The organism is Kocuria dechangensis (genome assembly GCF_014636775.1).
Lineage (GTDB): Bacteria > Actinomycetota > Actinomycetes > Actinomycetales > Micrococcaceae > Kocuria > Kocuria dechangensis.
Genome location: NZ_BMEQ01000006.1, coordinates 46,883 through 69,996, shown reverse-complemented (window position 1 = coordinate 69,996; position 23,114 = coordinate 46,883). Strand labels below are relative to the sequence as shown.

Annotated in this window: 21 protein-coding genes; 16 read left to right on the top strand and 5 right to left on the bottom strand. The window is 72.9% G+C overall.

Annotated elements, in window-relative coordinates; all coding sequences use genetic code 11:
• Nucleotides 1–39 precede the first annotated feature (39 nt).
• From IEW07_RS07720 to IEW07_RS07675, 10 genes are all read left to right on the top strand, one after another.
• Nucleotides 40–3,141 carry a Na+/H+ antiporter subunit A gene (locus IEW07_RS07720; protein ID WP_188535915.1) on the top strand — a complete coding sequence of 1,034 codons (3,102 nt, stop codon included), beginning with the start codon at nucleotides 40–42 and terminating at the stop codon, nucleotides 3,139–3,141.
• Complete coding sequence (locus IEW07_RS07715) at nucleotides 3,138–3,659, top strand: Na(+)/H(+) antiporter subunit C (RefSeq protein WP_188535913.1); 522 nt, start codon at nucleotides 3,138–3,140, stop codon at nucleotides 3,657–3,659. The genes IEW07_RS07720 and IEW07_RS07715 overlap by 4 nt, the downstream gene beginning before the upstream one ends.
• The gene (locus IEW07_RS07710) at nucleotides 3,656–5,296 is read left to right on the top strand and encodes a Na+/H+ antiporter subunit D (protein WP_188535911.1); all 1,641 of its coding nucleotides are present in this window, start codon (nucleotides 3,656–3,658) and stop codon (nucleotides 5,294–5,296) included. The genes IEW07_RS07715 and IEW07_RS07710 overlap by 4 nt, the downstream gene beginning before the upstream one ends.
• Nucleotides 5,293–5,976 carry a Na+/H+ antiporter subunit E gene (locus tag IEW07_RS07705; RefSeq protein WP_188535909.1) on the top strand — a complete coding sequence of 228 codons (684 nt, stop codon included), beginning with the start codon at nucleotides 5,293–5,295 and terminating at the stop codon, nucleotides 5,974–5,976. Before IEW07_RS07710 ends, IEW07_RS07705 begins: the two co-directional genes overlap by 4 nt.
• Nucleotides 5,973–6,245, top strand: coding sequence for an MrpF/PhaF family protein (locus tag IEW07_RS07700; RefSeq protein ID WP_371870216.1), 273 nt, complete (start codon nucleotides 5,973–5,975; stop codon nucleotides 6,243–6,245). Before IEW07_RS07705 ends, IEW07_RS07700 begins: the two co-directional genes overlap by 4 nt.
• Entirely contained in the window at nucleotides 6,242–6,649 is a 408-nt protein-coding gene (gene mnhG, locus IEW07_RS07695; protein WP_188535905.1) for a monovalent cation/H(+) antiporter subunit G, read from the top strand. The genes IEW07_RS07700 and mnhG overlap by 4 nt, the downstream gene beginning before the upstream one ends.
• 58 nt (nucleotides 6,650–6,707) lie before the next feature.
• Entirely contained in the window at nucleotides 6,708–6,974 is a 267-nt protein-coding gene (locus IEW07_RS07690) for a DUF4235 domain-containing protein (protein WP_188535903.1), read from the top strand.
• Nucleotides 6,975–7,364: 390 nt separating this feature from the next.
• A complete protein-coding gene (locus IEW07_RS07685; protein ID WP_188535902.1) occupies nucleotides 7,365–7,985 on the top strand; it encodes an ECF transporter S component in 621 nt (206 codons plus the stop codon).
• Nucleotides 7,982–9,598, top strand: coding sequence for an ABC transporter ATP-binding protein (locus IEW07_RS07680; RefSeq protein WP_188535900.1), 1,617 nt, complete (start codon nucleotides 7,982–7,984; stop codon nucleotides 9,596–9,598). Before IEW07_RS07685 ends, IEW07_RS07680 begins: the two co-directional genes overlap by 4 nt.
• Entirely contained in the window at nucleotides 9,595–10,392 is a 798-nt protein-coding gene (locus tag IEW07_RS07675) for an energy-coupling factor transporter transmembrane component T family protein (RefSeq protein WP_188535898.1), read from the top strand. The genes IEW07_RS07680 and IEW07_RS07675 overlap by 4 nt, the downstream gene beginning before the upstream one ends.
• A gap of 72 nt (nucleotides 10,393–10,464) precedes the next feature.
• On the opposite strand, the gene IEW07_RS07670 is transcribed toward IEW07_RS07675, so the two are convergent.
• From IEW07_RS07670 to IEW07_RS07660, 3 genes are all read right to left on the bottom strand, one after another.
• Nucleotides 10,465–11,346 (bottom strand): aminotransferase class IV, encoded by an 882-nt coding sequence (locus IEW07_RS07670; protein WP_188535896.1) that lies wholly within the window; start codon nucleotides 11,344–11,346, stop codon nucleotides 10,465–10,467.
• A 73-nt stretch (nucleotides 11,347–11,419) separates the two neighbouring features.
• Nucleotides 11,420–12,013: a uridine kinase family protein gene (locus IEW07_RS07665; protein ID WP_188535893.1), complete on the bottom strand. Its 594-nt coding sequence runs from the start codon at nucleotides 12,011–12,013 to the stop codon at nucleotides 11,420–11,422.
• Between the two features lie 161 nt (nucleotides 12,014–12,174).
• On the bottom strand, nucleotides 12,175–14,118 hold the full coding sequence (locus IEW07_RS07660) for a BCCT family transporter (RefSeq protein WP_188535892.1): 1,944 nt from the start codon (nucleotides 14,116–14,118) through the stop codon (nucleotides 12,175–12,177).
• Nucleotides 14,119–14,503: 385 nt separating this feature from the next.
• On the opposite strand from IEW07_RS07660, the gene dnaK reads away from it, so the two are divergent.
• The 4 genes from dnaK to IEW07_RS07640 all read left to right on the top strand — a co-directional run bounded on the left by dnaK (nucleotide 14,504) and on the right by IEW07_RS07640 (nucleotide 18,622).
• Nucleotides 14,504–16,363 carry a molecular chaperone DnaK gene (gene dnaK / locus IEW07_RS07655; RefSeq protein WP_188535890.1) on the top strand — a complete coding sequence of 620 codons (1,860 nt, stop codon included), beginning with the start codon at nucleotides 14,504–14,506 and terminating at the stop codon, nucleotides 16,361–16,363.
• Nucleotides 16,364–16,365: 2 nt separating this feature from the next.
• A complete protein-coding gene (locus tag IEW07_RS07650) occupies nucleotides 16,366–17,007 on the top strand; it encodes a nucleotide exchange factor GrpE (RefSeq protein ID WP_371870215.1) in 642 nt (213 codons plus the stop codon).
• Nucleotides 17,008–17,166: 159 nt separating this feature from the next.
• A complete protein-coding gene (locus IEW07_RS07645; protein ID WP_188535888.1) occupies nucleotides 17,167–18,183 on the top strand; it encodes a DnaJ C-terminal domain-containing protein in 1,017 nt (338 codons plus the stop codon).
• A 1-nt stretch (nucleotide 18,184) separates the two neighbouring features.
• The gene (locus IEW07_RS07640; protein ID WP_188535886.1) at nucleotides 18,185–18,622 is read left to right on the top strand and encodes a heat shock protein transcriptional repressor HspR; all 438 of its coding nucleotides are present in this window, start codon (nucleotides 18,185–18,187) and stop codon (nucleotides 18,620–18,622) included.
• Nucleotides 18,623–18,650: 28 nt separating this feature from the next.
• Here the strand turns inward: IEW07_RS07640 and trmB are convergent, their stop codons facing one another.
• Together trmB and IEW07_RS07630 are read right to left on the bottom strand one after the other, a co-directional pair.
• Complete coding sequence (trmB, locus tag IEW07_RS07635) at nucleotides 18,651–19,442, bottom strand: tRNA (guanosine(46)-N7)-methyltransferase TrmB (RefSeq protein ID WP_188535884.1); 792 nt, start codon at nucleotides 19,440–19,442, stop codon at nucleotides 18,651–18,653.
• Between the two features lie 4 nt (nucleotides 19,443–19,446).
• A complete protein-coding gene (locus IEW07_RS07630) occupies nucleotides 19,447–20,061 on the bottom strand; it encodes an LOG family protein (protein ID WP_188535882.1) in 615 nt (204 codons plus the stop codon).
• Between the two features lie 164 nt (nucleotides 20,062–20,225).
• Here IEW07_RS07630 and IEW07_RS07625 point away from each other — a divergent pair, with 164 nt between their 5' ends.
• The gene (locus IEW07_RS07625; protein ID WP_188535880.1) at nucleotides 20,226–21,491 is read left to right on the top strand and encodes a multidrug effflux MFS transporter; all 1,266 of its coding nucleotides are present in this window, start codon (nucleotides 20,226–20,228) and stop codon (nucleotides 21,489–21,491) included.
• A gap of 157 nt (nucleotides 21,492–21,648) precedes the next feature.
• A complete protein-coding gene (locus IEW07_RS07620) occupies nucleotides 21,649–23,094 on the top strand; it encodes an alanine/glycine:cation symporter family protein (RefSeq protein ID WP_188535879.1) in 1,446 nt (481 codons plus the stop codon).
• Nucleotides 23,095–23,114 lie beyond the last annotated feature (20 nt).

Genomic DNA, 23,114 nt, shown 5'->3' with positions numbered 1-23,114 from the left:
TGCCAGCCGACCACGTCCGCACGACCCCGGAGGCGCCCCATGACCGCTGTGCTCCTGTTGCACGCAGCGACGGCCGTGGTGGCGCCGATGCTGTTCGCACGGTGGGGGCGCGGCGCCTTCTACGTCCTCGCGGCCGTCCCCCTCGCAGGCTTCCTGTGGCTGCTGGCCTCCGCCCCGCGCGTGTACGGCGCGGACGCCCGGGGCGGCTGGGAGGAGGGCGTCAGCTGGATCCCGTCCCTCCGCCTGGACCTGGTGCTGCGGATGGACGCCCTCTCGTGGACCATGTCCCTGCTGGTGCTCGGCGTGGGCTCCCTGGTGCTCTTCTACTGCGCCCGCTACTTCAAGTCCGACGCCAGCGGCATCGGCGGCTTCGGCGCCCAGCTGCTCGCGTTCGCCGGCGCCATGTTCGGGCTGGTGACCGCCGACGACCTCCTGCTGCTGTTCGTCTTCTGGGAGATCACCACGGTCCTGTCCTTCCTGCTCATCAGCTACAGCAGGACCCGCCTGTCCGCCCGCCGGGCGGCGCTGCAGGCCCTCGTGCTGACGACCGCGGGCGGGCTCGCCATGCTGGTCGGGATCGTGATGCTCGGCCAGACCGCCGGGACCTACCGGATCTCCGAGCTGCTCGGCATGGCCCCGGAGCTGGCGGCGCGCGGGACCGTGGTGGACGTGGCGGTGCTCCTGCTGCTCGTGGGCGCGGTGAGCAAGTCCGCGCTCGTCCCGCTGCACTTCTGGCTCCCCGCCGCGATGGCCGCCCCGACCCCCGTGTCCGCGTACCTGCACGCCGCGGCCATGGTGAAGGCCGGGGTCTACCTGGTGGCCCGGCTCGCCCCGGGCTTCGCGGAGACCGCCTGGTGGCAGCCCACGGTCGTGGTGCTGGGGCTGGGCACCATGCTGTTCGGCGGCTGGGCCGCGCTCAAGCAGTACGACCTCAAGCTGATCCTCGCCTACGGGACCGTGAGCCAGCTCGGCTTCCTCATCCTGGTCGTCGGCCACGGCACGGCGGACACCGCCCAGGCCGGCATGGGCATGGTCCTCGCCCACGGCCTGTTCAAGGCCGCGCTGTTCCTGGTGGTGGGCATCATCGACCACCGGGCCGGCACCCGCGACATCCGCCGCCTGTCCGGGCTGGCGGGCAGGGTGCCGATGCTCTTCGCCGTCGCCCTGGTCTCGGCCGCCTCCATGGCCGGCCTGCCCCCGCTGGCCGGCTTCGTGGCCAAGGAGGCCGTGCTCGGCGCGTTCGGGCACGCCGCCACCGGGCCCGCCGGCGTCGTGGTGCTCGCCGGGATCGTGGTGGGCTCCGTCCTCACCTTCGCCTACAGCGCCCGCTTCGTGTGGGGCGGCTTCGCCCACAAGTCCGCCCGGTTCTCGGAGCTCGAGGCGGGGGAGACCGGCCGCTCCAGGATCAGCGACATGGAGCGGGTCGAGCCCGCCTTCCTCGCGGCGCCCCTGGTCCTGTCCGTCCTCACCGTGGCCTACGGGCTGTGGCCGAAGTCGGTGAACATGCTGCTGCAGCCATATGTCGACGAGTTCCCGGGCATGGGCGAGCACCACTTCTCCCTGGCCCTGTGGCACGGCCTGACCCCGGCGCTCGGCCTCTCGGCGCTGATCGTCGCCGCTGGAGCACTGCTGCACCTCGGGAAGCGGCCCGTCGCCGCCTTCCAGCGGTCCCTGCCGTCCCTGCCCGCGGGCGAGCTCGTCTACCGGCGGGTGATCAACGCCCTGGACCTCGCCGCCGTGTGGATCACCGGCCGCACCCAGCGCGGTTCGCTGATGTTCTACCTCTCCGTCATCCTCGTGACGTCCATCGTCGTGCCGCTGGTGGCCCTGATCGTGGAGGAGACCCCGCCGCTCGGCACCCTGCGCGTGTCGGACGGGCCCGCCCAGCTGGTCGCCGGGGCGGCCATGGTCGTCGCCGCGCTGCTGGTGCCCACCGCGAAGAAGCGGTTCCTGGCCGTGCTGCTCGTCTCCGTCACCGGCTACGGCATGGCCCTGATCTTCGCCCTCCAGGGCGCCCCGGACCTCGCCCTGACGCAGACGCTCGTCGAGACCGTCCTGCTGGTGGCGTTCGTGCTCGCCCTGCGCTCCCTGCCCGCCCCGCTGTGGCACCGCAACCCCGTCGGCCGGCGCGCCCTGCGGGCCGGCTTCGCCGTGGTCTTCGGGCTGTTCATGATGGCCCTGGCCGCCTTCAGCATGTCCTCCCGCACGGCCGAACCCATCTCGCTGCAGTTCCCGCGGCTCGCCTACGAGCAGGGCGACGGCGAGAACATCGTCAACGTCACCCTCGTGGACCTGCGCGCGTGGGACACCTTCGGGGAGATCTCGGTGCTGGTCCTCGCCGCCACGGGCGTGGCGTCCCTGATCTTCGTCACCGGCCGCGGGGACCGGCTCGTGCGCTCCGGCGCGGACCCCACCACCGACCAGCTCAAGGTGATCCGCGGCCGCAACGCGGCGGCCGTCCAGCCCGCGGGCGCGGACGCGGAGGTCGGCCTCGTGCGCCGCTTCGCCGAGGGCCCGGGCGACCCCTACCTGCTGGCCGGGCGCACCCTGGCCCCCGAGCGGCGCTCCATCATCTTCGAGGTGGTCACCCGCCTGCTCTTCCACACGTTCATGATGGTCTCCCTGTACCTGCTGATCGCCGGGCACAACGACCCGGGCGGCGGCTTCTCCGGGGGGCTCATGGCCGGGCTGGCCCTCACCGTGCGCTACCTGGCGGGCGGGCGCTACGAGCTGGAGCGGGCCACCCCCATCAACGCCGGGACCATGCTGGGCGCGGGCCTGGCCATCGCGGCCCTCTACGCCATCACCCCGGTGTTCCTGGGCGGCTCGGTGATGCAGAGCTACACGTTCGAGGCGGACCTGCCCGTGTTCGGCCACGAGAAGTTCGTGACCGCCCTGATCTTCGACATCGGGGTCTACCTCATCGTCGTCGGGCTCATCCTCGACATCCTGCGCTCCCTGGGCGGGCGGATCGACGAGCGGATCGAGGAGGAGGGCGTGCGCCGGCGGCGCCGCACCCGCGGCACCCGCATCCGCGTCTCCCGGCAGGGGGCGCGGAACGCGCCGGTCACGGTCGGCGCGGCGGCGGACGGCGGGACGGGCTCCGTCGCCGTCGCGGAACGGGGAGGCGAGGACCGATGAGCGTGAACCTGACCCTGCTGGTCGTGATGGGCGTGCTCTACGCGGTGGGCGTGTACCTGATCCTGGAGCGCTCCCTGACCCGGGTGCTGCTCGGCCTGATGCTGCTGACGAACGGAACGAACCTGCTGATCCTGCACGCCGGGGGCGTCCCCGGCTACGCCCCCCTCTACGACAGCTCGATCCCGGCGGAGGACTACAGCGATCCCCTGCCCCAGGCGCTGATCCTGACGTCCATCGTCATCTCGCTGGCGGTCACGGCGTTCCTGCTCGGCATGATCTACCGCTCGTGGGTGCTCGGGCGCCGGGACGAGATCCAGGACGACGTCGAGGACCGGCGCGTCGCGCGGCAGTCCTCCTACGACGTGGAGGACGACGCCGACGTCCCCCTGGACACCACCGAGTTCGAGGCCGAGCTGGCGTCCCGGCCCCTGGCCGACGACGGGCCCGCCCGCCACAACCCCGAGGAGGCCGTCGAGGCCCCCGGCCACCGCGGGGCCGAGCGGGGGGAGCGCCGGTGACCGTCCACTTCGCCCAGCTGGCCCCGCTGGCCGTCATCGTGCCGTTCCTCGGGGCGGCCCTGAGCCTCGTCCTGCTACGCCGGCACGGGCTGCAGCGGGTCGTGGCCATCGGCTCCCTCGTGGTCAGCCTGGTGGTCGAGGCCCTCATCCTGGTCAGCACGTGGGACCAGGGGCCGCAGGTCGTGCACCTCGGCAACTGGGAGGCCCCCTGGGGCATCGTCATGGTCGTGGATCAGCTCTCCTCGCTGATGCTCGTGGTCTCCACCGTCGTCTCGCTCGCCGTGCTCGTCTACGCCACGGGCCAGGGCGTGGCCGACGGCGACGAGGAGGGGCCCATCTCGATCTTCCACCCGTCGTTCCTGATCCTGGTGGCGGGGGTGTCCAACGCGTTCCTGGCCGGGGACCTGTTCAACCTCTACGTGGGCTTCGAGATCCTCCTCACCGCGTCCTACGTCCTCATGACGATGGGCGGGACGGCCCAGCGGATCCGCACCGGCGTCACCTACGTGGTGGTCTCGGTGATCTCCTCCGTGCTGTTCCTCATCACCATCGCGATGATCTACGCGGCCACGGGCACCATCAACATGGCGGACCTCCACGGGAAGCTGGGCGATCTGCCGGTGGGCACGCAGATGCAGCTGCACCTGATGCTCCTCATCGCCTTCGGCATCAAGGCGGCCGTGTTCCCGCTCTCCTTCTGGCTGCCCGACTCCTACCCCACGGCCTCAGCCCCGGTCACCGCGGTGTTCGCGGGCCTGCTCACCAAGGTGGGCGTCTACTCGATCATCCGCACGGAGACGCTGCTGTTCCCGGGGGACCGGCTGGACGGCCTGCTGATGTGGGTCGCGCTGCTCACCATGGTGGTGGGCATCCTCGGCGCGCTCGCGCAGATCGACATCAAGCGCATGCTCTCCTTCACCCTGATCAGCCACATCGGCTACATGGTGTTCGGGGTGGCGATCGGCAGCGAGACGGCGCTGTCCGCGACCGTCTACTACGTGGCCCACCACATCGTCATCCAGACGAGCCTGTTCCTCGTGGCCGGGCTGATCGAGCGCCGCGGCGGCTCCACCAACGTGGACCGGCTCGCGGGACTCGCGAGGATCGCCCCCGTGCTCGCCCTGCTGTACTTCCTCCCCGCCCTCAACCTGGGCGGCATCCCGCCGTTCTCGGGCTTCCTCGGCAAGACCGGCCTGCTCCAGGCCGGCGTGGACCGGGGCGAGTGGCTGGCCTACGTGCTCGTGGGCGCCTCCGTGCTGGTCTCGCTGCTCACGCTCCTGGCCATGATCCGGGTGTGGAACCGCGTGTTCCTGCGGGCGCCCGAGGACGCCGAGTACCCGGACCCGATCCTCATGGCCCCGGTCCCCGCCGGCTCCCGGTTCCTGCGCTCCTCCGGCGGGGTGGACGACCAGGCCGGCCGGTTCTCGGGCAAGGGCGACATCCGGCTCATGTCGCCCTCCATGCTCGGCGCCACCGCCTCGCTGGTCGTCGTGGGCGTGGCGCTGACCGTCTTCGCCGGGCCGCTGTTCCAGCTCGCGGACAACGCCGCCGAGAACCTGGTCCGGCCCGAGCGCTACGTGGAGGCGGTGCTGGACCCGTCGTCCGCCAACCTCCCGGCCGTGGAGGTGGCCCCGTGAGCCGGCCCAAGAACTCGCTGCTCGTCGAGCTGCCCCTGCTCGTGTGGCTCGTCCTCGTGTGGGGCGCGCTCTGGGGGGACTTCGGGCTTGGCAACCTGCTGTTCGGCCTCCTCCTGGCCCTGCTCGTCACCTGGGTGCTCTACCTCCCGGCCGTGCAGCTGTCCGGGCGGTTCAACCCGCTGCAGTTCATCCTCTTCGCCGCCACGTTCGTGTGGCAGGTGGCCGTGGCCAGCTTCCAGGTGATGCTCGTGGCGATCGTCGTGGGGCCGCGCACGCGCAACGCCGTGATCGGGGTGCCCCTGCGCACCCGCTCCGACCTGCTCATCACCGCCACCGGCCACACGATGTCCCTGATCCCCGGCTCGCTCGTCGTGGAGGTCGACCGCTCGACCTCCACCGTGTACTTCCACGCCCTCAACGTGCGCGGGCCCGAGGAGGCGGAGGCCTTCCGCCGGGCGGTGCGCCGGATCGAGGCCGCGTGGATCCGGATCATGGGCACGCGCGAGGAGCTCGACGCCCTGCGCGCCGAGCACCGCGCCGGCGGCACGCGCCTCAGCGCCGCGATCAAGGCGCCGGTCACGGCGCAGCAGCAGATGGTGGCCGACCGTCCCGCGGCCACGGAGCAGGACCCCGCGCGGGAGACGCCCGGGCACGAGACCCCCCAGGAGGACCGACCGTGATGGAAGCCGCCGTGGCTGTGGCCGCCGTGCTGCTGGGCGCGGGCGCCGCCGGCACCCTCTACCGCCTCGCGAAGGGTCCGTCCCTGCTCGACCGCGTGGTGGCCACCGACGTGCTGCTCGCGATCGTCGCCGCGGCGCTGGCGGTGGAGATGGCCTACCACCAGCACCTGAACAACCTGATCCTCATGGTGATCGTCTCCCTGATCGGGTTCATCGGCTCCGTGACGGTGGCCCGCTTCGCCACCCAGACCGCGGAGCACGGCCGGTGAGCCCCGTGGCCGACACCGTCCTGGACGTCCTCACGGCCGTGTGCCTCGTGGTGGGCGCCCTGATGTCCCTGGCCGCGGCGATCGGCCTGGTCCGCTTCCCCGACCTGCTGACCCGCATGCACGCCGGGTCCAAGCCGCAGGTCTTCGGCCTGCTCCTGATGCTCACCGGGGTGGCCCTCGCCAACCGGAACCCGTCCATGGTCCCGCTCATCGCCCTGGGCTGGATCTTCCAGCTGCTCACCGTGCCGGTCTCCGCGCACATGGTGGGCCGCTCCACCTACCGCACCAAGCACCTCAACCGGGACACCCTCACCCAGGACGACCTGCAGAAGGTGCTCGAGCGGGCCCAGGAGGGCCGTTCCCCGGACGGACAGCAGACTGACGGATCCTCCGGGACGCGTTAGGCTGGGCACGATCGACAGGGCGCACCCGCGCCGCCCCGACGACAAGGAGCAGCAGTCCATGAACACCAAGATCCTCGAACTCCTCGGCACCGGCGCCTCGCTCGGCGGCGTGGCGCTGTCCCAGAAGGTGCTCGGCGCCGCCTGGCAGCGGATCACGGGCAACCCGCCGCCCGCCAGGAACCCGGACCCGGAGGAGACCTGGACCGACATCATCATCTGGTCGCTGATCACCGGTCTCGTGGGGACCATCCTCAAGGTGGCGATCAGCCGCCAGATCGCCAAGATGCAGGCCCGGCCGAAGGTCGCGAGCCAGTCCGAGGTCTGAGCCGTCCCTCCCCGAGGGCCCGCCCGGTGATCCGTCCAGGATCGAGGGCGGGCCCTCTGCGTGCCCTGGCCGGTTCCCGGCCTGACCTCCACGCCTGCTTCCCACGGCTGCTTCGCACGCCTGCTTGACCGCTCTGGCGCCGGGCGCGCGCCCGGCGCCCTGCAGGGGGTAGACTGGGCCGCACTGAAACGACAGGGGAGCGCACCCCGCCGGCAACGGCGGCAAGGCGCTGAGAGTGCGGATCGCCGCAGACCCTCGAACCTGCTCCGGCTAGCACCGGCGAAGGGAGTCGAGCACCTCAGGGGCGACTCGTGGACGTGGGCCCCGGCCCCGTGCGCCCGCCCCTCCCCTCCTGGCACCGTCGGCTCGCTGAGCCCAGGAGGAAACACCGTGAACACCACCGTCCACCGTCCCGCAGACCGCACGCGCACGCCCCGGAACCGCTCCTGGCGCGTCGTCGACATCGTCGTGGCCGCCGTCCTCGCCGCCGTGTGCGCGGTCGTCTTCTGGGCGTGGTCCAACCTGCTCTACCCCGGCGTGGCCGCGGCCTCGGTCGCCTACCCGCCGTCCGTGGGCCTGATCGCCGGCGGCTGGCTGGTGGCCGGCGTGCTGGGCGGGCTCGTGATCCGCAAGCCCGGGGCCGCACTCTTCGTGGAGCTCCTCGCCGCGGTGATCGAGGGCTTCCTCGGCACCCACTTCGGCTGGACCGTCGTCATCTCCGGGCTGGTCCAGGGCATCGGCGCCGAGCTCGTCTTCGCCGCCGTGCGCTACCGCCGCTACAACGCCCTCGTCGCCGCCGCCGCGGGCGCGGTGAGCGGGATCTTCCTCGGCGTGAGCGAGAACCTGCTCTACAACTACGAGTGGGCCCTCTCCCACCAGGTCGTCTACGTGGTCCTGGCCGCCCTGTCCGGGGCGGTGCTGGCGGGCCTGCTCATGTGGGCCGCCACGAAGGCGCTGGCCCGCACCGGGGTGCTGGACGGGCTGGCCTCGGGCCGGGCCGCCCGGCGATGACCGCGACCGCCGCGGCGGCGGCCCCCGTGGCCGCCGCGCGCGGGGCCCGGGTCGAGGCCCACGGCTTCGGCTGGCACCACCCCGGCCGGGCCGAGCCCGCGCTGCACGGGGTCGACCTCGTCCTCGAGCCGGGCGAGCGGGTGCTGCTGCTCGGTCCCAGCGGGGCCGGGAAGTCCACCCTCCTCCACGCCCTCGCGGGCGTCCTGCACGACGACGACGGGCAGTCCCGGCTCGGCGAGCTGCTGCTGGACGGCGTCTCCCCGGAGCAGGCCCGGGGGCGCGCGGGGCTCGTGCAGCAGGACCCCGAGTCGCAGGTCGTGCTCTCCCGGATCGGCGACGACACCGCCTTCGGCCTCGAGAACCTCGCCGTGCCGCGCGAGCAGATCTGGCCCCGCGTGCGCGAGGCCCTCGACCAGGTGGGCCTGAACCTGCCGCTGGACCACTCCACCTCCGCCCTGTCCGGCGGGCAGAAGCAGCGCCTGGCGCTCGCGGGCGCCGTGGCCATGGACCCCGGGCTGCTGCTGCTCGACGAGCCGACGGCCAACCTCGACCCCACCGGGGTCGAGCAGGTCCGCGACGCCGTGCTCTCGTGCCTGGAGCGCAGCGGGGCGACCCTCGTGGTCGTGGAGCACCGCACGGCGGTGTGGGCGGACGCCGTCGACCGTGTGGTCGTCCTGGGCCGCGGGGGCGGGATCACCCACGACGGTCCCCCCGCGGAGGTCTTCGGCGCCGCCGCCGACGAGCTGCGCGCGGCGGGCGTGTGGGTGCCCGGCTGGGTGCCGCCGACCCGGCCGGCCCCCCGTGCACCGGACGCGCCCGCGGTGCCCCTGCTCACGGCGGGGGACCTGTCCGTCTCCCGCCGGCAGCCCACTCGGCGGCAGCTGCGGGCCCGCCGCCGCGCCCTGCGGACGGGGCGGCCCGCGACCGACGCCGCCGCCGGCCGCGACCTGCCGCCGGCCGTGGCGGACGTGGACGCGGTGCTGCGCCGCGGCCGGGTCCTCGCGCTGACCGGACCCAACGGCGCCGGGAAGTCCACCGTGGCCCTGACCCTGGCCGGCCTGCTCGCCCCCGTGCGCGGGACCGTCACCGCCCACCCGGGGCTGGAGCGCGGTGCGGGCCCCGACCCGCTGGCGTGGAGCGGGCGGGAGCTCGTGGCCCGGATCGGCACGGTCTTCCAGGAGCCCGAGCACCAGTTCCTGCGCCCCACCGTGCGGGACGAGCTGGAGCACGGTCCCCGCCTGGCCGGCGCGGGACCGGAGGAGCGCCGCCGCCGCGCGGACGAGCTGCTCGACCGGCTGCGGCTGGCGCACGTGGCCGAGGCCAACCCCTTCACGCTCTCCGGCGGCGAGCAGCGCCGCCTGTCGGTGGCCACGGTGCTCGCCACGGCCCCCGACGTCCTCGTCCTCGACGAGCCCACGTTCGGCCAGGACGCCCTGACCTGGGCCGAGCTCGTGGACCTGCTCGTCGGGCTCGTGGAGGCCGGCACGTCCGTGCTCGCCGTGACCCACGACGCCGAGTTCGTCCGCGCGCTCGGCGCGGACGTCCTGGACCTGGGCGAGCACCCGCCGCGGGTCCTCCGCCCGGCGGGCACGACCGGGGAGGGGAGCCGGTGAGCGCTGACGTCCTGCTCCCGGCCGCCCGGCGCTCCCTGCTGGGCCGCGCCGACGCCGTGGTCAAGCTGGCCGGGGCGCTGCTGCTCACCGCGGTGCTCGTGGTCAGCGCGGACCCCGTGACCTCCGGCGTCGTCCTGCTGGGGGAGCTCCTGCTCCTCGGGCTCGCGGGGCAGCGGCCGCTCGCCCTGCTGCTGAGGGCGTGGCCCGTGGTGGTCGCGGCGCTCGTCAGCGGATGGGGCACGGCCCTGCTCGCCGAGGACTCGGGACCCGTGCTGCTGGACCTGGGCGTCACCGAGATCTCGGCCGGGTCGGTGGCCGCGGGCGCGGCGATCGCCCTGCGCGGACTGGCCCTGGCGCTGCCCGGGCTGCTGGTGCTGCTGACGACCGACCCGACGGACCTCGCCGACGGCCTCGCCCAGACGGTGCGGCTGCCGGCCCGCTTCGTGCTCGCCTCCCTCGCGGCCCTGCGCCTCGTGGGGGTCATGGTGGCGGAGTGGAACACGCTCGCCATGGCCCGCCGCGCCCGCGGCGCCGGGTCCGGCCACGGCCCCGCGGCGGCGCTCCGGGAGTTCGGCGGCCAGGCGTTCACGCTGCTCGTGCAGTCCCTGCGCCGGGCCACCCGGCTGTCCGTGACCATGGAGGCCCGCGGCTTCGGGGCGGGTCCCCGCACCTGGGCGCGGGTGCCCCGGCGGTCGTGGCGGGACGCCGTGGTGCTGGGCGCGTGCGCGCTCCTCGCCGCGGCGGGGCCGGTCGTGTCGGTGCTGGCCGGGCAGCACCGGTTCATCTGGGCATGAGCATCGGGTCCGGGCAGGAGCGCCCGGGCCCGGCGCTCAGGCGGCGGAGAAAGCCGCGGATCAGCCCATGGATCAGTCCGCTGTGACGTAGCCGGTGACCAACCGGGTCAGCCCCGGGTCCACGGGCAGGGGCTGGGCGTCGAGGCGGCGCACCGGCACGGCGAGCCGCACGCTCGAGACGAGCCACACGGCGTCCGAGGTCATGAGGTCCGCCGGGTACAGCGGCCCGTAGCCGAGCTCCCAGCCGTCCCGGCGGGCGGCGTCGAAGATCTTGGCCTGTGTGGTGCCCGGCAGGATCCCGTGCGAGGGCTCCGGGGTGACCAGGACGCGGTTCCCGTCCCGCACGCGCGCGCACACCACGGACGACGTCGCCCCCTCCAGCACGCGGCGGCCGCCGGCGGTGAAGATCGCTTCCTCCGCCCCGAGCGAGCGGGCGTGCCGCAGGGCGGCCATGTTGATCGCGTAGGACAGGGTCTTGGCGCCGGGCAGCAGCCACGGGTACCCGGCGTCGTGGGCGGGGTCGTGCCCGCGGGGCAGCAGCACCACGTCGACGCCCTCCCTCCGCTGCCGGAACGTGGACTCCGGCACGGGGCTCACCACGATCCAGGACCACGGCCCGTCCTCCGGGGTGCCGCGGCTGACCGTGATCTTGACGCTGTGCTCGGCCCCCAGCCCGCCGTCACCGCCGGGGGCCGCGTGCGCGAGGGCCAGCTCGACCGCGCGGCGGCAGAGCTCCTCCGAGGGGACGGGCAGCTGGGCCAGCCGGGTGGACGCGGTGAGGCGCCGGTGGTGGGCCGAGAACTTCTGCACCCGGCCGTCCACGGCGCGCATGGTCTCGAACACGCCGTCCCCGCGGGTCAGGCCCTGGTCGTCGATCCGCACGAGGGGGACGGACGGGTCCACGAGGGCGCCCTCCGGGCGGGCGGGGTCCAGGACGACGACGGTGCTGGTCACGGGTTCCTCCTGGGGGTCGGTCGCCGGAGGGGCCATGGTGCGGGTCGTCCGGGCGGGCGGTGCGGGCGCCGGCTCAGCAGACGGGGCCGGGGTGCAGGATGTCCACGCGGTCCCAGACGGGGTCCGTGGCGAGGTAGGCGTCCTCCTGGGCGGCCCAGCGGTCCCAGTGCCGGGCGTAGTACTCGCCGTCGCGGCTGAGCGCCCGGTCGTAGCGCAGGACGGTGGGCAGCTCCACCCACACGGAGACGTCGAGCAGCTCGCGGGCCGCGGCGCTGCACGCGCCCACGCCCTCGAGCACGACGACCTCGGCCACGCGGGTCAGCCGCGGGGTGCCGGGGGAGTCGGTGACCCAGTCCCACGCCGTCCACTCCGCGTCGTGACCGGCGCGCAGGGGGGTCAGGACGGTGTCGACGTAGGTGCGCACGCCCGCCTCCAGCCCGTCCCACCCCGGGTAGAGGTCCTCGAGGTGGAAGAGGGTGACGTCCCGGACGGGCCGCAGGACGGCGACGAGCTGCTCGGCGAGCGTGGACTTGCCCGCCCCCGAGCGGCCGTCGATGCCGATGAGGAAGGGGCGGCGGTCCGGCCGGGGGAGGAGCCGGGCGAGGGTGGCGCCCGCGGTGTTGGCCGCCGCGACCGCCGGGCTGAGGTGGAGGTCGACGTCGATCACGGGCTGACGGGTCTCCCGGGGGCACAGCTCGCGACCACGGCAGGGCGGGCCGGACCGGCGGCCACGGTGGCGATCGGATGCATGGAGAGCATTCTATGCGGGCCCGGGTGCGAGCGGGAAGTGGGCTTGCCGTTCCCTCCCGCCCGCGCCCGGGCGGCGGCTCAGCCCCGGGACGAGGCCCCGGCGGGCTCCTCCGCGGATCCCTCCGCGGTCCCGTCCGCGGCCCGCCCGGCAGGCTGCTGCGTCCCGGTCTGATCGGTCTGCGGCTCGGTCTGCAGATCGGCCTCCCGGTACCAGTCGGTCACCGCCGGGTCGTGGGAGTCGAAGGTCTCGCCGGCGGCCCGCGAGCCGTTGGCGTGCTCGACCTGCAGGGCGAAGTCGTCGCCGTGCTCCTCGATCCCGTGGATCACGGCCTTGTCCACGGCGGAGCGCGCGAACTGGCTGCGGATGGTGGCGGGGTCGCTGCGGAGGTCCTTGTAGAAGGCGACCATGAGGAACGCGACGACCACCGCGAAGGGCAGCGCCGAGACGGTCACGAGGTTCTGCATGCCGGCGAGGGCGTCGTCCCCGCCCGCGAGCATCATCACGATGGCGATCGCGCCCAGGCACACGCCCCAGAAGGCGACGATCCCGCGGTTCGGCTCGGGGTCGCCCCGCTGGGAGAGGGTGCCCATGACGATGGCGGCGGAGTCGGCGCTGGTGACGAAGAAGATGGCGATGACGACCATGGCGAGGACGGACGTCACGGCGCCCAGCGGCAGGGCGTCGAGCAGGCCGAACAGCACGGCCTCCTGCCCGCCCGCGGCCGCCAGGTTCGTGCCGGTGCGCTGCAGGTGCAGGGCGGTCCCGCCGATCACGACGAACCACAGCACGCACATGGAGGAGGGGACGACCAGGACCACGGTCACGAACTGGCGCAGCGTGCGCCCGCGGGAGATCTTGGCGATGAACATGCCCACGAACGGGGACCAGGAGAGCCACCAGGCCCAGTAGAAGACGGTCCAGCTGCCCGTGAAGGCGGCGGTCTCCTCGCCCCAGGCCGCGGTGCGTCCGGTCATCTGCAGGTAGTCCAGCAGGTAGGTGCTGAACACGGCGGGGACCAGGTCGAGGATCAGGACGGTCGGGCCGGCCACGAACACGAACAGGGCCAGGGCGAACGCCAGGACCAGGTTGGTGTTGGAGAGCAGGCGGATGCCGCGGGCCACGCCGGAGACGGCGGAGACGATGAAGGCGGCGGTCAGCACGGCGATGATCGCGATGACCGCGCCGTTGCCGAAGGGCCCCCAGCCGCCGACGAGCTCGAGGCCGTGGGAGATCTGCAGGGCGCCGATGCCCAGGGAGGCGGCGGTGCCGAAGAGCGTCGCGAAGATCGCGAAGACGTCGATGAGCCGGCCCAGTCCGCCCTCGGCGCGGCGCTTGCCCAGCAGCGGCACGAAGATGCGGCTGATCAGGGGGGCGCGGCCGCGGCGGAACGCCCCGTAGGCGATGGCGGCGCCGACCACGGCGTACATGGCCCAGGGGTTCAGGCCCCAGTGGAAGGCGGTCTGCACGAGCGCGCGGACGGTCATCTCCTCGGAGCCGGCCTCGGCGGCGAAGCCGGGCACGGCGGCGCCGAAGTGGCTCAGGGGCTCGGAGGCGCCGTAGAACATCAGGCCGATGCCCATGCCGGCGGCGAAGAGCATGGACAGCCAGGAGAAGAAGGAGTACTCGGGCTTCTCGTCGTCCATGCCCAGCGGGATGCGGCCGGTGCGGCCGAAGCCGACGACCAGCATGAACACGACCGCCGCGGTGGACAGCAGCGTGAAGAACCAGCCGGTGTTGGCGGTGACCCAGGTGAGGGCGGCGCCCGAGGCCGCGGTGAGGGACTCGGTGGAGAGGACGCCCCAGGCGACGAACGCGGCGATGAGGACGGCGGTCACGAGCAGGACCGTCCGGTCGGTGCCGTGGCGCAGGTTCTGGTCCTCGACGGAGAGGCCGGGGACGAGGGCGGGGTGGAGCCCGCGCGGGTAGGAGGCGCGGCGGCGGGCGGCGCGGCCGGACGCGGACTGCTGCGGGGACTCCGGCCTGCTCGGCGCGGAGGGCGGCGGACTGGGGGGTGTGTTCACGGAATTCCTCCGGTGGGATCGGTGCGTGCGGTTTCGTATGCGTGCGGACGTTTCGTTCGGGTCGTGCCCTGAGGTGTCGGGCCCGGACGTGCCGGGGCCGGGGAGGTCGCGCCGGGGCGGGCCGGAGGGGATCGGGGCGGGCCCAGGGCGCGGACGCAACGTTCCACCTTACCGAACGGTGTCGCCGCTGGTCGGCGGGTGCGGGGGAACTCACATCGGCGGGCCGTGCCGCCGGTCCCATAGTTGAGTGGAGGACACTCAACTTAACTTGACATCGGATGCTCACGTGGCAGACTTGAGCCAGGAAAACTCAAGACCCTGAGACCTCCGGTGCGCGGGCCGCCGCGGCCCACCCGGTTCAGCTCGACACGAAGGAGAACTCCCCATGTCCCGTGCAGTAGGAATCGACCTCGGCACCACCAACTCCTGCGTGGCGGTGCTCGAGGGCGGCGAGCCCACGGTCATCGCCAACGCCGAGGGCAACCGCACCACGCCCTCCGTCGTCGCCTTCTCCAAGGACGGCGAGACCCTGGTCGGCGACATCGCCAAGCGCCAGGCCGTCACCAACGTGGAGCGCACCATCGCCTCCGTCAAGCGCCACATGGGCACCTCGTGGAGCAAGGAGATCGACGGCAAGAAGTACACGCCGCAGGAGATCTCGGCCCGCATCCTCATGAAGCTCAAGACCGACGCCGAGTCCTACCTCGGCGACAAGGTCACCGACGCCGTCATCACCGTCCCGGCGTACTTCAACGACGCCGAGCGCCAGGCCACCAAGGAGGCCGGTGAGGTCGCCGGTCTCAACGTGCTGCGCATCGTCAACGAGCCCACCGCCGCGGCCCTGGCCTACGGCCTGGAGAAGGGCAAGGAGGACGAGCTCATCCTCGTCTTCGACCTCGGCGGCGGCACCTTCGACGTCTCCCTGCTGGAGGTCGGCAAGGACGAGGACCAGTTCTCCACCATCCAGGTGCGCGCCACCGCCGGCGACAACCGCCTCGGCGGCGACGACTGGGACCAGCGCGTCGTCGACTGGTTGCTCCAGCAGGTGAAGTCCAGGACCGGTGCGGACCTGTCCAAGGACAAGATCGCCCTGCAGCGCCTCAAGGAGACCGCGGAGCAGGCCAAGAAGGAGCTGTCCTCCGCGACCAGCACCAACATCTCCCTGCAGTACCTGTCCGTCACCCCCGAGGGCCCGGTGCACCTGGACGAGCGGCTTACCCGCGCCAAGTTCGAGGAGCTCACCCGCGACCTCCTGGCCCGGACCGAGAAGCCCTTCAAGGACGTCATCGCCGAGGCCGGGATCTCCGTGGCCGACATCGACCACGTGGTCCTCGTCGGCGGCTCGACCCGCATGCCGGCCGTCTACGACAAGGTCAAGGAGCTCGCCGGCAAGGAGCCCAACAAGGGCGTCAACCCGGACGAGGTCGTCGCCGTCGGCGCCGCCATCCAGGCCGGCGTGCTGAAGGGCGACCGCAAGGACGTCCTGCTGATCGACGTGACCCCGCTGTCGCTGGGCATCGAGACCAAGGGCGGCGTGATGACCAAGCTCATCGAGCGCAACACGGCCATCCCGACCAAGCGGTCCGAGACCTTCACCACCGCGGAGGACAACCAGCCGTCCGTGTCCATCCAGGTCTTCCAGGGCGAGCGCGAGTTCACCCGGGACAACAAGAACCTGGGCACCTTCGAGCTGACCGGCATCGCGCCGGCCCCGCGCGGCATGCCGCAGATCGAGGTCACCTTCGACATCGACGCCAACGGCATCGTGCACGTGTCCGCCAAGGACAAGGGCACCGGCAAGGAGCAGTCGATGACCATCACGGGCGGCACCTCGCTGTCCAAGGAGGACATCGACCGCATGGTCAAGGACGCCGAGGCCAACGCCGAGGCCGACAAGAAGCGCCGCGAGGCCGCGGACCTGCGCAACAACGCCGAGCAGCAGGCCTACTCCGTCGAGAAGCTCCTCAAGGAGAACGACGAGAAGCTGCCCGCGGACGTCAAGTCCGAGGTCCAGTCCGACGTCGACGACCTGAAGAAGACCCTCGAGGGCGAGGACGACGACGCCGTGAAGACCGCCTACGACAAGCTGCAGCAGTCGCAGACCAAGCTCGGCGAGGCCCTCTACGCCCAGGCCTCCGCGGACGGCGCCGAGGGCGCCCCCGGTGCCGGTGCCACCGGCGGGGCCGCCGGTGACGAGGACATCGTCGACGCCGAGGTCGTCGACGACGAGGACGAGAAGAAGTGAGCATGCCCGACTCCACGCCCGATCCCGACCAGAACCCGGCGGGCGACGCCGGGCGCACGCCGGACGAGCCCGTCGAGGGCACCGCGGAGACCGCCGGCGCCGGCCGCCCCCAGGAGGGGGAGGCCGGCCCGGAGGGCCTGACCGTGGACGACATCCTCGGCACCCCGCAGTCGACCGACGCCGAGTCGGCCGACCAGGGGGCCGCCGCGGAGACCGCCTCGGAGGACGCGCTCCTGGCCGCGGAGCGCCTCGAGGAGCTGCGCCGGCTGCAGGCCGAGTTCGTGAACTTCAAGCACCGGACGGCCCGTGAGAAGGAGCAGCTGCGCACCTTCGTGACCGGCGACCTCCTGCAGGCGTTGCTGCCGGTGTTCGACGACATCGACGCCGCCCGCCAGGCGGGGGACCTCTCCGAGGGCCCGTTCGCGTCGATCGCGAACAAGCTCGAGGAGATCCTCGTCCGCCAGGGGCTGTCCCGCATCGGTGCCGTCGGGGAGAAGTTCGACCCGAACGTCCACGAGGCCGTGCTGCAGCAGCCCACGAGCGAGGTCGAGCCCGACCAGGTCGCGATGGTGCTGCGCTCCGGCTTCAGGATCGGCGAGCGCGTGGTGCGGCCGGCCCAGGTCGCCGTCGCCGTCGCCGAGTGAGGCCGGTCCAGGCCTGACCGAGACGTGAGGAGGGGAGGTCCGGCAACGGGCCTCCCCTCCCGTCCCCGGTCCCCGCGGGAGCGGGGACCACCGCAGGACTCCCCATCCGCGGGCCCGCCGACGGCGGGTCCCCGACCGGCCCCACAGAAAGGAGGCGTCATGGCCAGCCAGGACTGGATCGACAAGGACTTCTACAGCATCCTCGGCGTCTCCAAGGACGCGTCCGACGCCGACATCAAGAAGGCGTACCGCAAGCTCGCCCGCCAGTACCACCCGGACCAGAACCAGGGGGACCCGGAGGCCGAGCGGAGGTTCAAGGACATCACGGAGGCCAACTCCGTCCTGTCCGATCCCGAGGAGCGCAAGCAGTACGACGCGATCCGCGCCATGGGCTCCGGCGCCCGCTTCACCGCCGGGGGTCCCAGTGGCGCCGGCGGGTCCGCGAACTTCGAGGACCTCTTCGGCGACATCTTCGGCGGCGGCGGACGCCGTCGCACCACCTACACCACCACCGGTGGCGGAGGCTACGGCGGCGGGCCCGGCTTCGAGGACCTGTTCTCCCAGTTCGGCGGTCCCGGCGGGTACGGCGCGCCCGGGGGCTACGGCGGCCGCCAGGCCCCGCCCGCGCGCGGCGAGGACATCCGGACGGAGACCACCATCCCGTTCCGTTCCGCGGTCCACGGCACCACCGTCAAGCTGCGCCGCGGCAACGGCCAGGAGACCACCGTGCGGGTGCCGCAGGGCGTGCGGGACGGGCAGAAGCTCAAGCTGGCGGGCAAGGGCCACTCCGGGCCCGGCGGTTCCGGCGACCTCTACGTCACCGTGCACGTGCGCCCCCACCCGTTCTTCACCCGGGTGCCGGGCACGGACGACGTCGAGGTCACCGTGCCGATCACGTTCCCCGAGGCGGCGCTCGGCGCCACGATCGAGGTGCCCACGCTCGACGGCGGCACCGTGCGGGTCAAGGTCCCGGAGGGCACGTCGTCGGGCCGCCGGTTCCGCGTCAAGGGCCGCGGCTTCACCACGTCGAAGGGCACGGGCAACCTCATCGTGACCGTCGAGGTGCACGTCCCGGCCGAGCTGGACGAGGAGGCCCGGGCCGCCGTCCGCGCGTTCGCCGAGGCGACCGCGAGCGAGGACCCGCGGGCCGACCTGGCCCGGAAGGCGCAGGTCTGAGATGGCCCTGGACGCCGACCAGCCGCTGTTCGTGATCTCCGTGGCCGCGGAGATCGCGGACATGCACCCGCAGACGCTGCGCCAGTACGACAGACTGGGCCTGGTCAAGCCGTCCCGGGCGCCCGGCCGGGCGCGCCGCTACTCGCAGCGCGACATCGAGAAGCTGCAGCAGATCCAGGTGCTGTCCCAGCAGGGGGTGTCCCTCGAGGGGATCCGGCGGATCCTGCAGCTGGAGAACCAGGTCGCCGCCCTGCGGTCCAGGGTCACGGAGCTGACGAGGGAGCTCGAGGAGGCCCGGGAGCGGGCCGAGGAGTCCTCCCGGATCTTCGCCGCCGGCGTCGGCGGGGACATCGTCCGGATGGCGCGCGGCTCGCGGCCCCGCGCCCGGAAGATCTCGCAGGCCGTCGTGCTCTACCGGCCCCCGCAGCAGGGCCGCTGAGCGCCCCGTCCCGGGCCGGTGCCCGTGCTCAGGGCAGGCGGCGGTAGGTCAGGTCGCGCGGGACGCGGCCGGCCTCCTGCGCCTTGCGCTCGAAGCTCGTCAGGATCCTGCCCTCCCAGCGGGGGGCCCAGCCCACGTCGGGCCGGGCGTCGTCGGCGAGCGGGCCGGGGTGGAGGTTCTCGAAGTGCGGGGACGCGTCGAGCACCTCGCGCATCACCAGCGCGTACTCCTGCCAGTCCGTGGCGAGGCGCCACAGTCCGCCCGGCCTCAGCACCCGGGCGGCGAGCTCCGCGAACGCGGGGGAGACCAGGCGCCGCTTGTGGTGGCGGGTCTTGTGCCACGGGTCCGGGAAGAACACCCACAGCTCGTCGACCGAGGCCGGGGCGAGCATGTGCTCCAGGACCTCGGGGGCGTTGGCCTGCACCACCCGGACGTTGTCCACGCCGGCCTGGCTCGCCTTGAGCAGCAGGTCCGCGATCCCGGGCTTGTACACCTCGACGGCGAGGTAGTTCCGGCCGGGCTCCTGGGCGGCGGCGTTCACGATGGCCTCGCCCAGCCCCGAGCCGATCTCCACCACCAGGGGCGCCTCGCACCCGAATGCGGCGGCGGCGTCGAAGTCGTGGTCCGGGTGCACGGAGGTGTCCGTGCGCACGCGCGGGACGTCGAGCACCCGGCTGGGCGCCCAGTCGTCCCACGCCTTCTGGCGGCGGGCGGTGAGGCGGTCGCCGCGGCGCACGAAGGAGTACGGCTGGCGGTGGAACGCCTCGGGGACGGGGCCCTGCGCGGGCCCCTCGGCGGGGGAGGGTGTCTGCTCGGTCATCGCCCTACATCCTAGGGGCAGGACGGGTCACGGGCGCGTCGGCGCCGGGAACGGCCCGCTCGGCCCAGCGCCGGCGCGGCGCCTGCCACCCGGCGAAACGGGCCAGCAGCTCGTCCGCGTCCTCGGCGACCACGGCGGCGGCCAGGTAGTCGGGACGCACGAGCCCGGCCGCGGACATCGAGGCGACCGCGTCCAGCAGGGGCGTCCAGTACCCGGAGACGTTGAGGAAGCCCACCGGCTTGGCGTGCACGCCGAGCTGGAGCCAGGTCCAGGCCTCGAAGATCTCCTCCAGGGTGCCCAGCCCGCCGGGCAGCGCGACGAAGCCGTCCGCGAGGTCGGCCATCCCCGCCTTGCGCTCGTGCATGGTCTGCACCACCCGCAGCTCGGTCAGGCCCGTGTGGGCGGTCTCGTCGTCGACCAGGGACTGCGGCATCACCCCGATCACCTCGCCGCCGGCTGCGAGCGCGGCGTCGGCGACGGCGCCCATCAGGCCCACGTGCCCTCCGCCGTAGACGATGCCCACTCCGCGGCGGGCGAGAGCGGTGGCGAAGGCCCGGGCGGCCTCGACGAACTGGGGGTCGGAGCCCAAGGATGCCCCGGTGTACACGGCAAGTCTCATGGGGGCATTCTCCCAGGCGCCGAGAGCGCCCTGCGCCGGCCCCGCGCCCGGCCCTGCACCAGCTCTGCGCCCGGCTCTGCACCAGCTCCTCGCCGGGGCGGGCAGCGTCCCCCGCGCCGCTAGCATGGGACAGCTTCCGACTCCCCGCGCCCCAAGGACGGCCCATGAGCTCACCGACCCCCGACGACGTCGTCCGATCCCGGCTGGGCCTCTCCGGCGGCAAGGACCGGGTCGTGCTGGTGGCGGCGCTGGGCATCCTCAGCGCGGTGAGCCCGATGGCCACGGACATGTACCTGGCCTCCATGCCGGCCATGGCCGGGTACTACGGGGCGTCGGCCTCCGCGGTGCAGCTGACCCTGACCACCTACATGGTCGGCATGGCCCTCGGACAGTTCCTGCTCGGGCCCGTGTCCGACGTGCTGGGCCGGCACCGGCTCATGGTCGCGGGCAACGTGCTGTTCCTGCTCAGCTCCGTCGCGGTGGTGCTGGCCCCGACCATCGGGACGGTCATGGTGCTGCGCGCGGTGCAGGGCGCCGCCGGTGCGGCGGGCGTGGTGATCGCCCGGGCCGTGGTCTCGGACATCGCCACCGGGCGCCAGGCCGCCAAGCTGTTCTCGATCCTCGCGACCATCACGTCCCTCGCACCGGTCGTGGCACCGCTGCTGGGCGGGGTGATCGCCACCGTGGCCCCGTGGCAGACCGTCTTCTGGGTGCTCGCCGGGTTCGGCCTCCTGATGCTCGCGTGCTCGGTGCTCGTGGTCCCGGAGACCCTGCCGCGGCACGAGCGCCACCGCGGCGGGGTCGGCGCCGTCGTCGCCGGCTCCTGGAGGGTGCTGCGCACCCCGTCGTTCATGGCCTACGCGCTGACCTTCGGCCTGGTGTTCGGCTCCCTGTTCTCCTACATCTCCGCCTCGTCCTTCGTGGTGCAGAACGTGCTCGGCTACTCGGCGCTCGGCTACTCCGCGGTCTTCGCGGTCAACGCCGGGGGGTCGATCCTGGGGGCCGTGGTCAACACCCGTCTGGTCGACAGCGTGGAGCCCGGCACGATCCTGCGCGCCGCGGTCGTGGTCATGTGCACGGTCAACCTCCTGGGCCTCGGCCTGATCCTGGTGGGGATCACCGGGTGGACCACGCTGGCGCACCTGTTCGTGGGCCAGTCCTGCATCGGTTTCACCATGGGCAACGCGGTGGCGCTCGCCCAGTCGCGGGTGCCCGGCCGGGCCGGTGCGGGGTCGGCGGTGCTGGGCCTGGTCCAGTTCCTGATGGGCGGGCTCGTCAGCCCGCTGACCGGGCTCGCGGGCCAGCACACCGCGGTGCCCATGGCCGTGTCGATGGCCGTCTGCTCGGTGCTCGCCCTGGTCGCGGTGCTGCTGGCCCGCCGGCTCTCGGGCGGCCCGCCCGCAGGCCGCGGTCCCCTTACCGCCGCGTAACACCGGGGAAACGGTCCGGGGCGACACTGAGGTCCTCCGGAGCGGCGGATGTTCGTGCTCGGGGCCGACGTGTGATTTGATTCGTCCAGCCGAGACGGAGGTCACATTCGCCCTCCGTTCCGCTTCCCCGATCCACCCGACACCCACGGGAGACCACATGCTCGAGTCCATTGAGACCGCCCTCGGCACGCTGGGCGGCATCATCTGGGGGCCGTTCGTCCTCATCCCACTGCTGCTGCTCACCGGCCTGTACCTGACCTTCCGCCTCGGCGGACTGCAGTTCCGCAAGCTGGGCTCCGCCCTGCGGCTGGCCCTGTTCGAGCGCAAGGACGCGGACGCCCGCGGCGGCGACGTCTCCCAGTTCCAGGCCCTGACCACGGCGCTCGCCGCGACCGTGGGCACCGGCAACATCGTGGGCGTGGCGACCGCGATCTCGATCGGCGGCCCCGGCGCGCTGTTCTGGATGTGGGTCACCGGCCTGCTGGGCATGGCCTCCAAGTACTCCGAGGCGTTCCTCGGCGTCCGCTTCCGCACCACGGACGCGAAGGGCGAGATCTCCGGTGGCCCGCAGTACTACCTGGAGCGCGGCATCCGCAACGGCTTCGGCAAGTTCCTCGGTCTCTTCTTCGCGGTCGCCGCGGCACTGGCCGCCTTCGGGATCGGCAACATGACCCAGGGCAACGCCATCGCCTCGAACGTCGAGAGCTCCTTCGGGCTGCCGACCTGGATCACCGGCATCGTGCTGGCCGCGCTGACGCTGGCCGTCCTGGTGGGCGGCATCAAGTCCATCGGCAAGGTCACCGCCGGCCTCGTGCCGTTCATGATCCTCTTCTACGTGCTGAGCGCCATGGTCATCCTGCTGGTGAACGTCACGGCCATCCCGCAGGCGATCGCCCTGATCTTCACCGACGCCTTCACCGGCACCGCCGCGGTCGGCGGCTTCGCCGGCTCGGCCATCATGCTCGCGGTGCAGATGGGCGTGGCCCGGGGCATCTTCTCCAACGAGTCCGGCATGGGCTCGGCCGCCATCGCCGCGGCGGCCGCGCAGACCACCCACCCCGTCCGCCAGGGCCTGGTCTCCATGACCCAGACCTTCATCGACACGATCATCGTGGTGACCTTCACCGGCCTGGTCCTCATCACGACCGGTGTCTGGGAGCAGGGCGAGGACTTCGCCGCGACCATGACCGGGGACGCCTTCAGCCAGGGTCTGCCGGGTGAGTGGGGCCACTTCGTGGTCACGCTGGGCCTCATCCTCTTCGCGTACTCCACCATCCTCGGCTGGGCCTACTACGGCGAGCGCTGCATGGAGCGGCTGTTCGGCCGCGGGGCCGTGATGCCCTACCGCGTGGTGTTCTCCGCCGTGGTGTTCGTGGGCTGCACCATCCCGCTGGCGGTCGTGTGGAACTTCGCCGACGTGATGAACGGGCTCATGGCCATCCCCAACCTCGTCGGGCTGCTCATCCTCTCCGGCCTGATCGCCCGGGAGACAAAGCACTACCTGAACAACGACCCCAAGCTCCGCGCGAACCGCGAGCAGGTGGAGACGTTCATGGAGGGCCGCCCCGGCGCCATCGACTCCTACGAGCGGACCGGGGTCTGAGCCTGACGCACCGGCGCCCG

Coding starts and splice junctions, on each gene's coding strand:
- IEW07_RS07720 (WP_188535915.1), top strand. CDS start 40: ATGACCGCTGTGCTCCTGTTGCACGCAGCGACGGCCGTGGTGGCGCCG.
- IEW07_RS07715 (WP_188535913.1), top strand. CDS start 3,138: ATGAGCGTGAACCTGACCCTGCTGGTCGTGATGGGCGTGCTCTACGCG.
- IEW07_RS07690 (WP_188535903.1), top strand. CDS start 6,708: ATGAACACCAAGATCCTCGAACTCCTCGGCACCGGCGCCTCGCTCGGC.
- IEW07_RS07680 (WP_188535900.1), top strand. CDS start 7,982: ATGACCGCGACCGCCGCGGCGGCGGCCCCCGTGGCCGCCGCGCGCGGG.
- dnaK (WP_188535890.1), top strand. CDS start 14,504: ATGTCCCGTGCAGTAGGAATCGACCTCGGCACCACCAACTCCTGCGTG.
- IEW07_RS07650 (WP_371870215.1), top strand. CDS start 16,366: ATGCCCGACTCCACGCCCGATCCCGACCAGAACCCGGCGGGCGACGCC.
- IEW07_RS07645 (WP_188535888.1), top strand. CDS start 17,167: ATGGCCAGCCAGGACTGGATCGACAAGGACTTCTACAGCATCCTCGGC.
- IEW07_RS07640 (WP_188535886.1), top strand. CDS start 18,185: ATGGCCCTGGACGCCGACCAGCCGCTGTTCGTGATCTCCGTGGCCGCG.
- trmB (WP_188535884.1), bottom strand. CDS start 19,442: ATGACCGAGCAGACACCCTCCCCCGCCGAGGGGCCCGCGCAGGGCCCC.
- IEW07_RS07630 (WP_188535882.1), bottom strand. CDS start 20,061: ATGAGACTTGCCGTGTACACCGGGGCATCCTTGGGCTCCGACCCCCAG.
- IEW07_RS07625 (WP_188535880.1), top strand. CDS start 20,226: ATGAGCTCACCGACCCCCGACGACGTCGTCCGATCCCGGCTGGGCCTC.
- IEW07_RS07620 (WP_188535879.1), top strand. CDS start 21,649: ATGCTCGAGTCCATTGAGACCGCCCTCGGCACGCTGGGCGGCATCATC.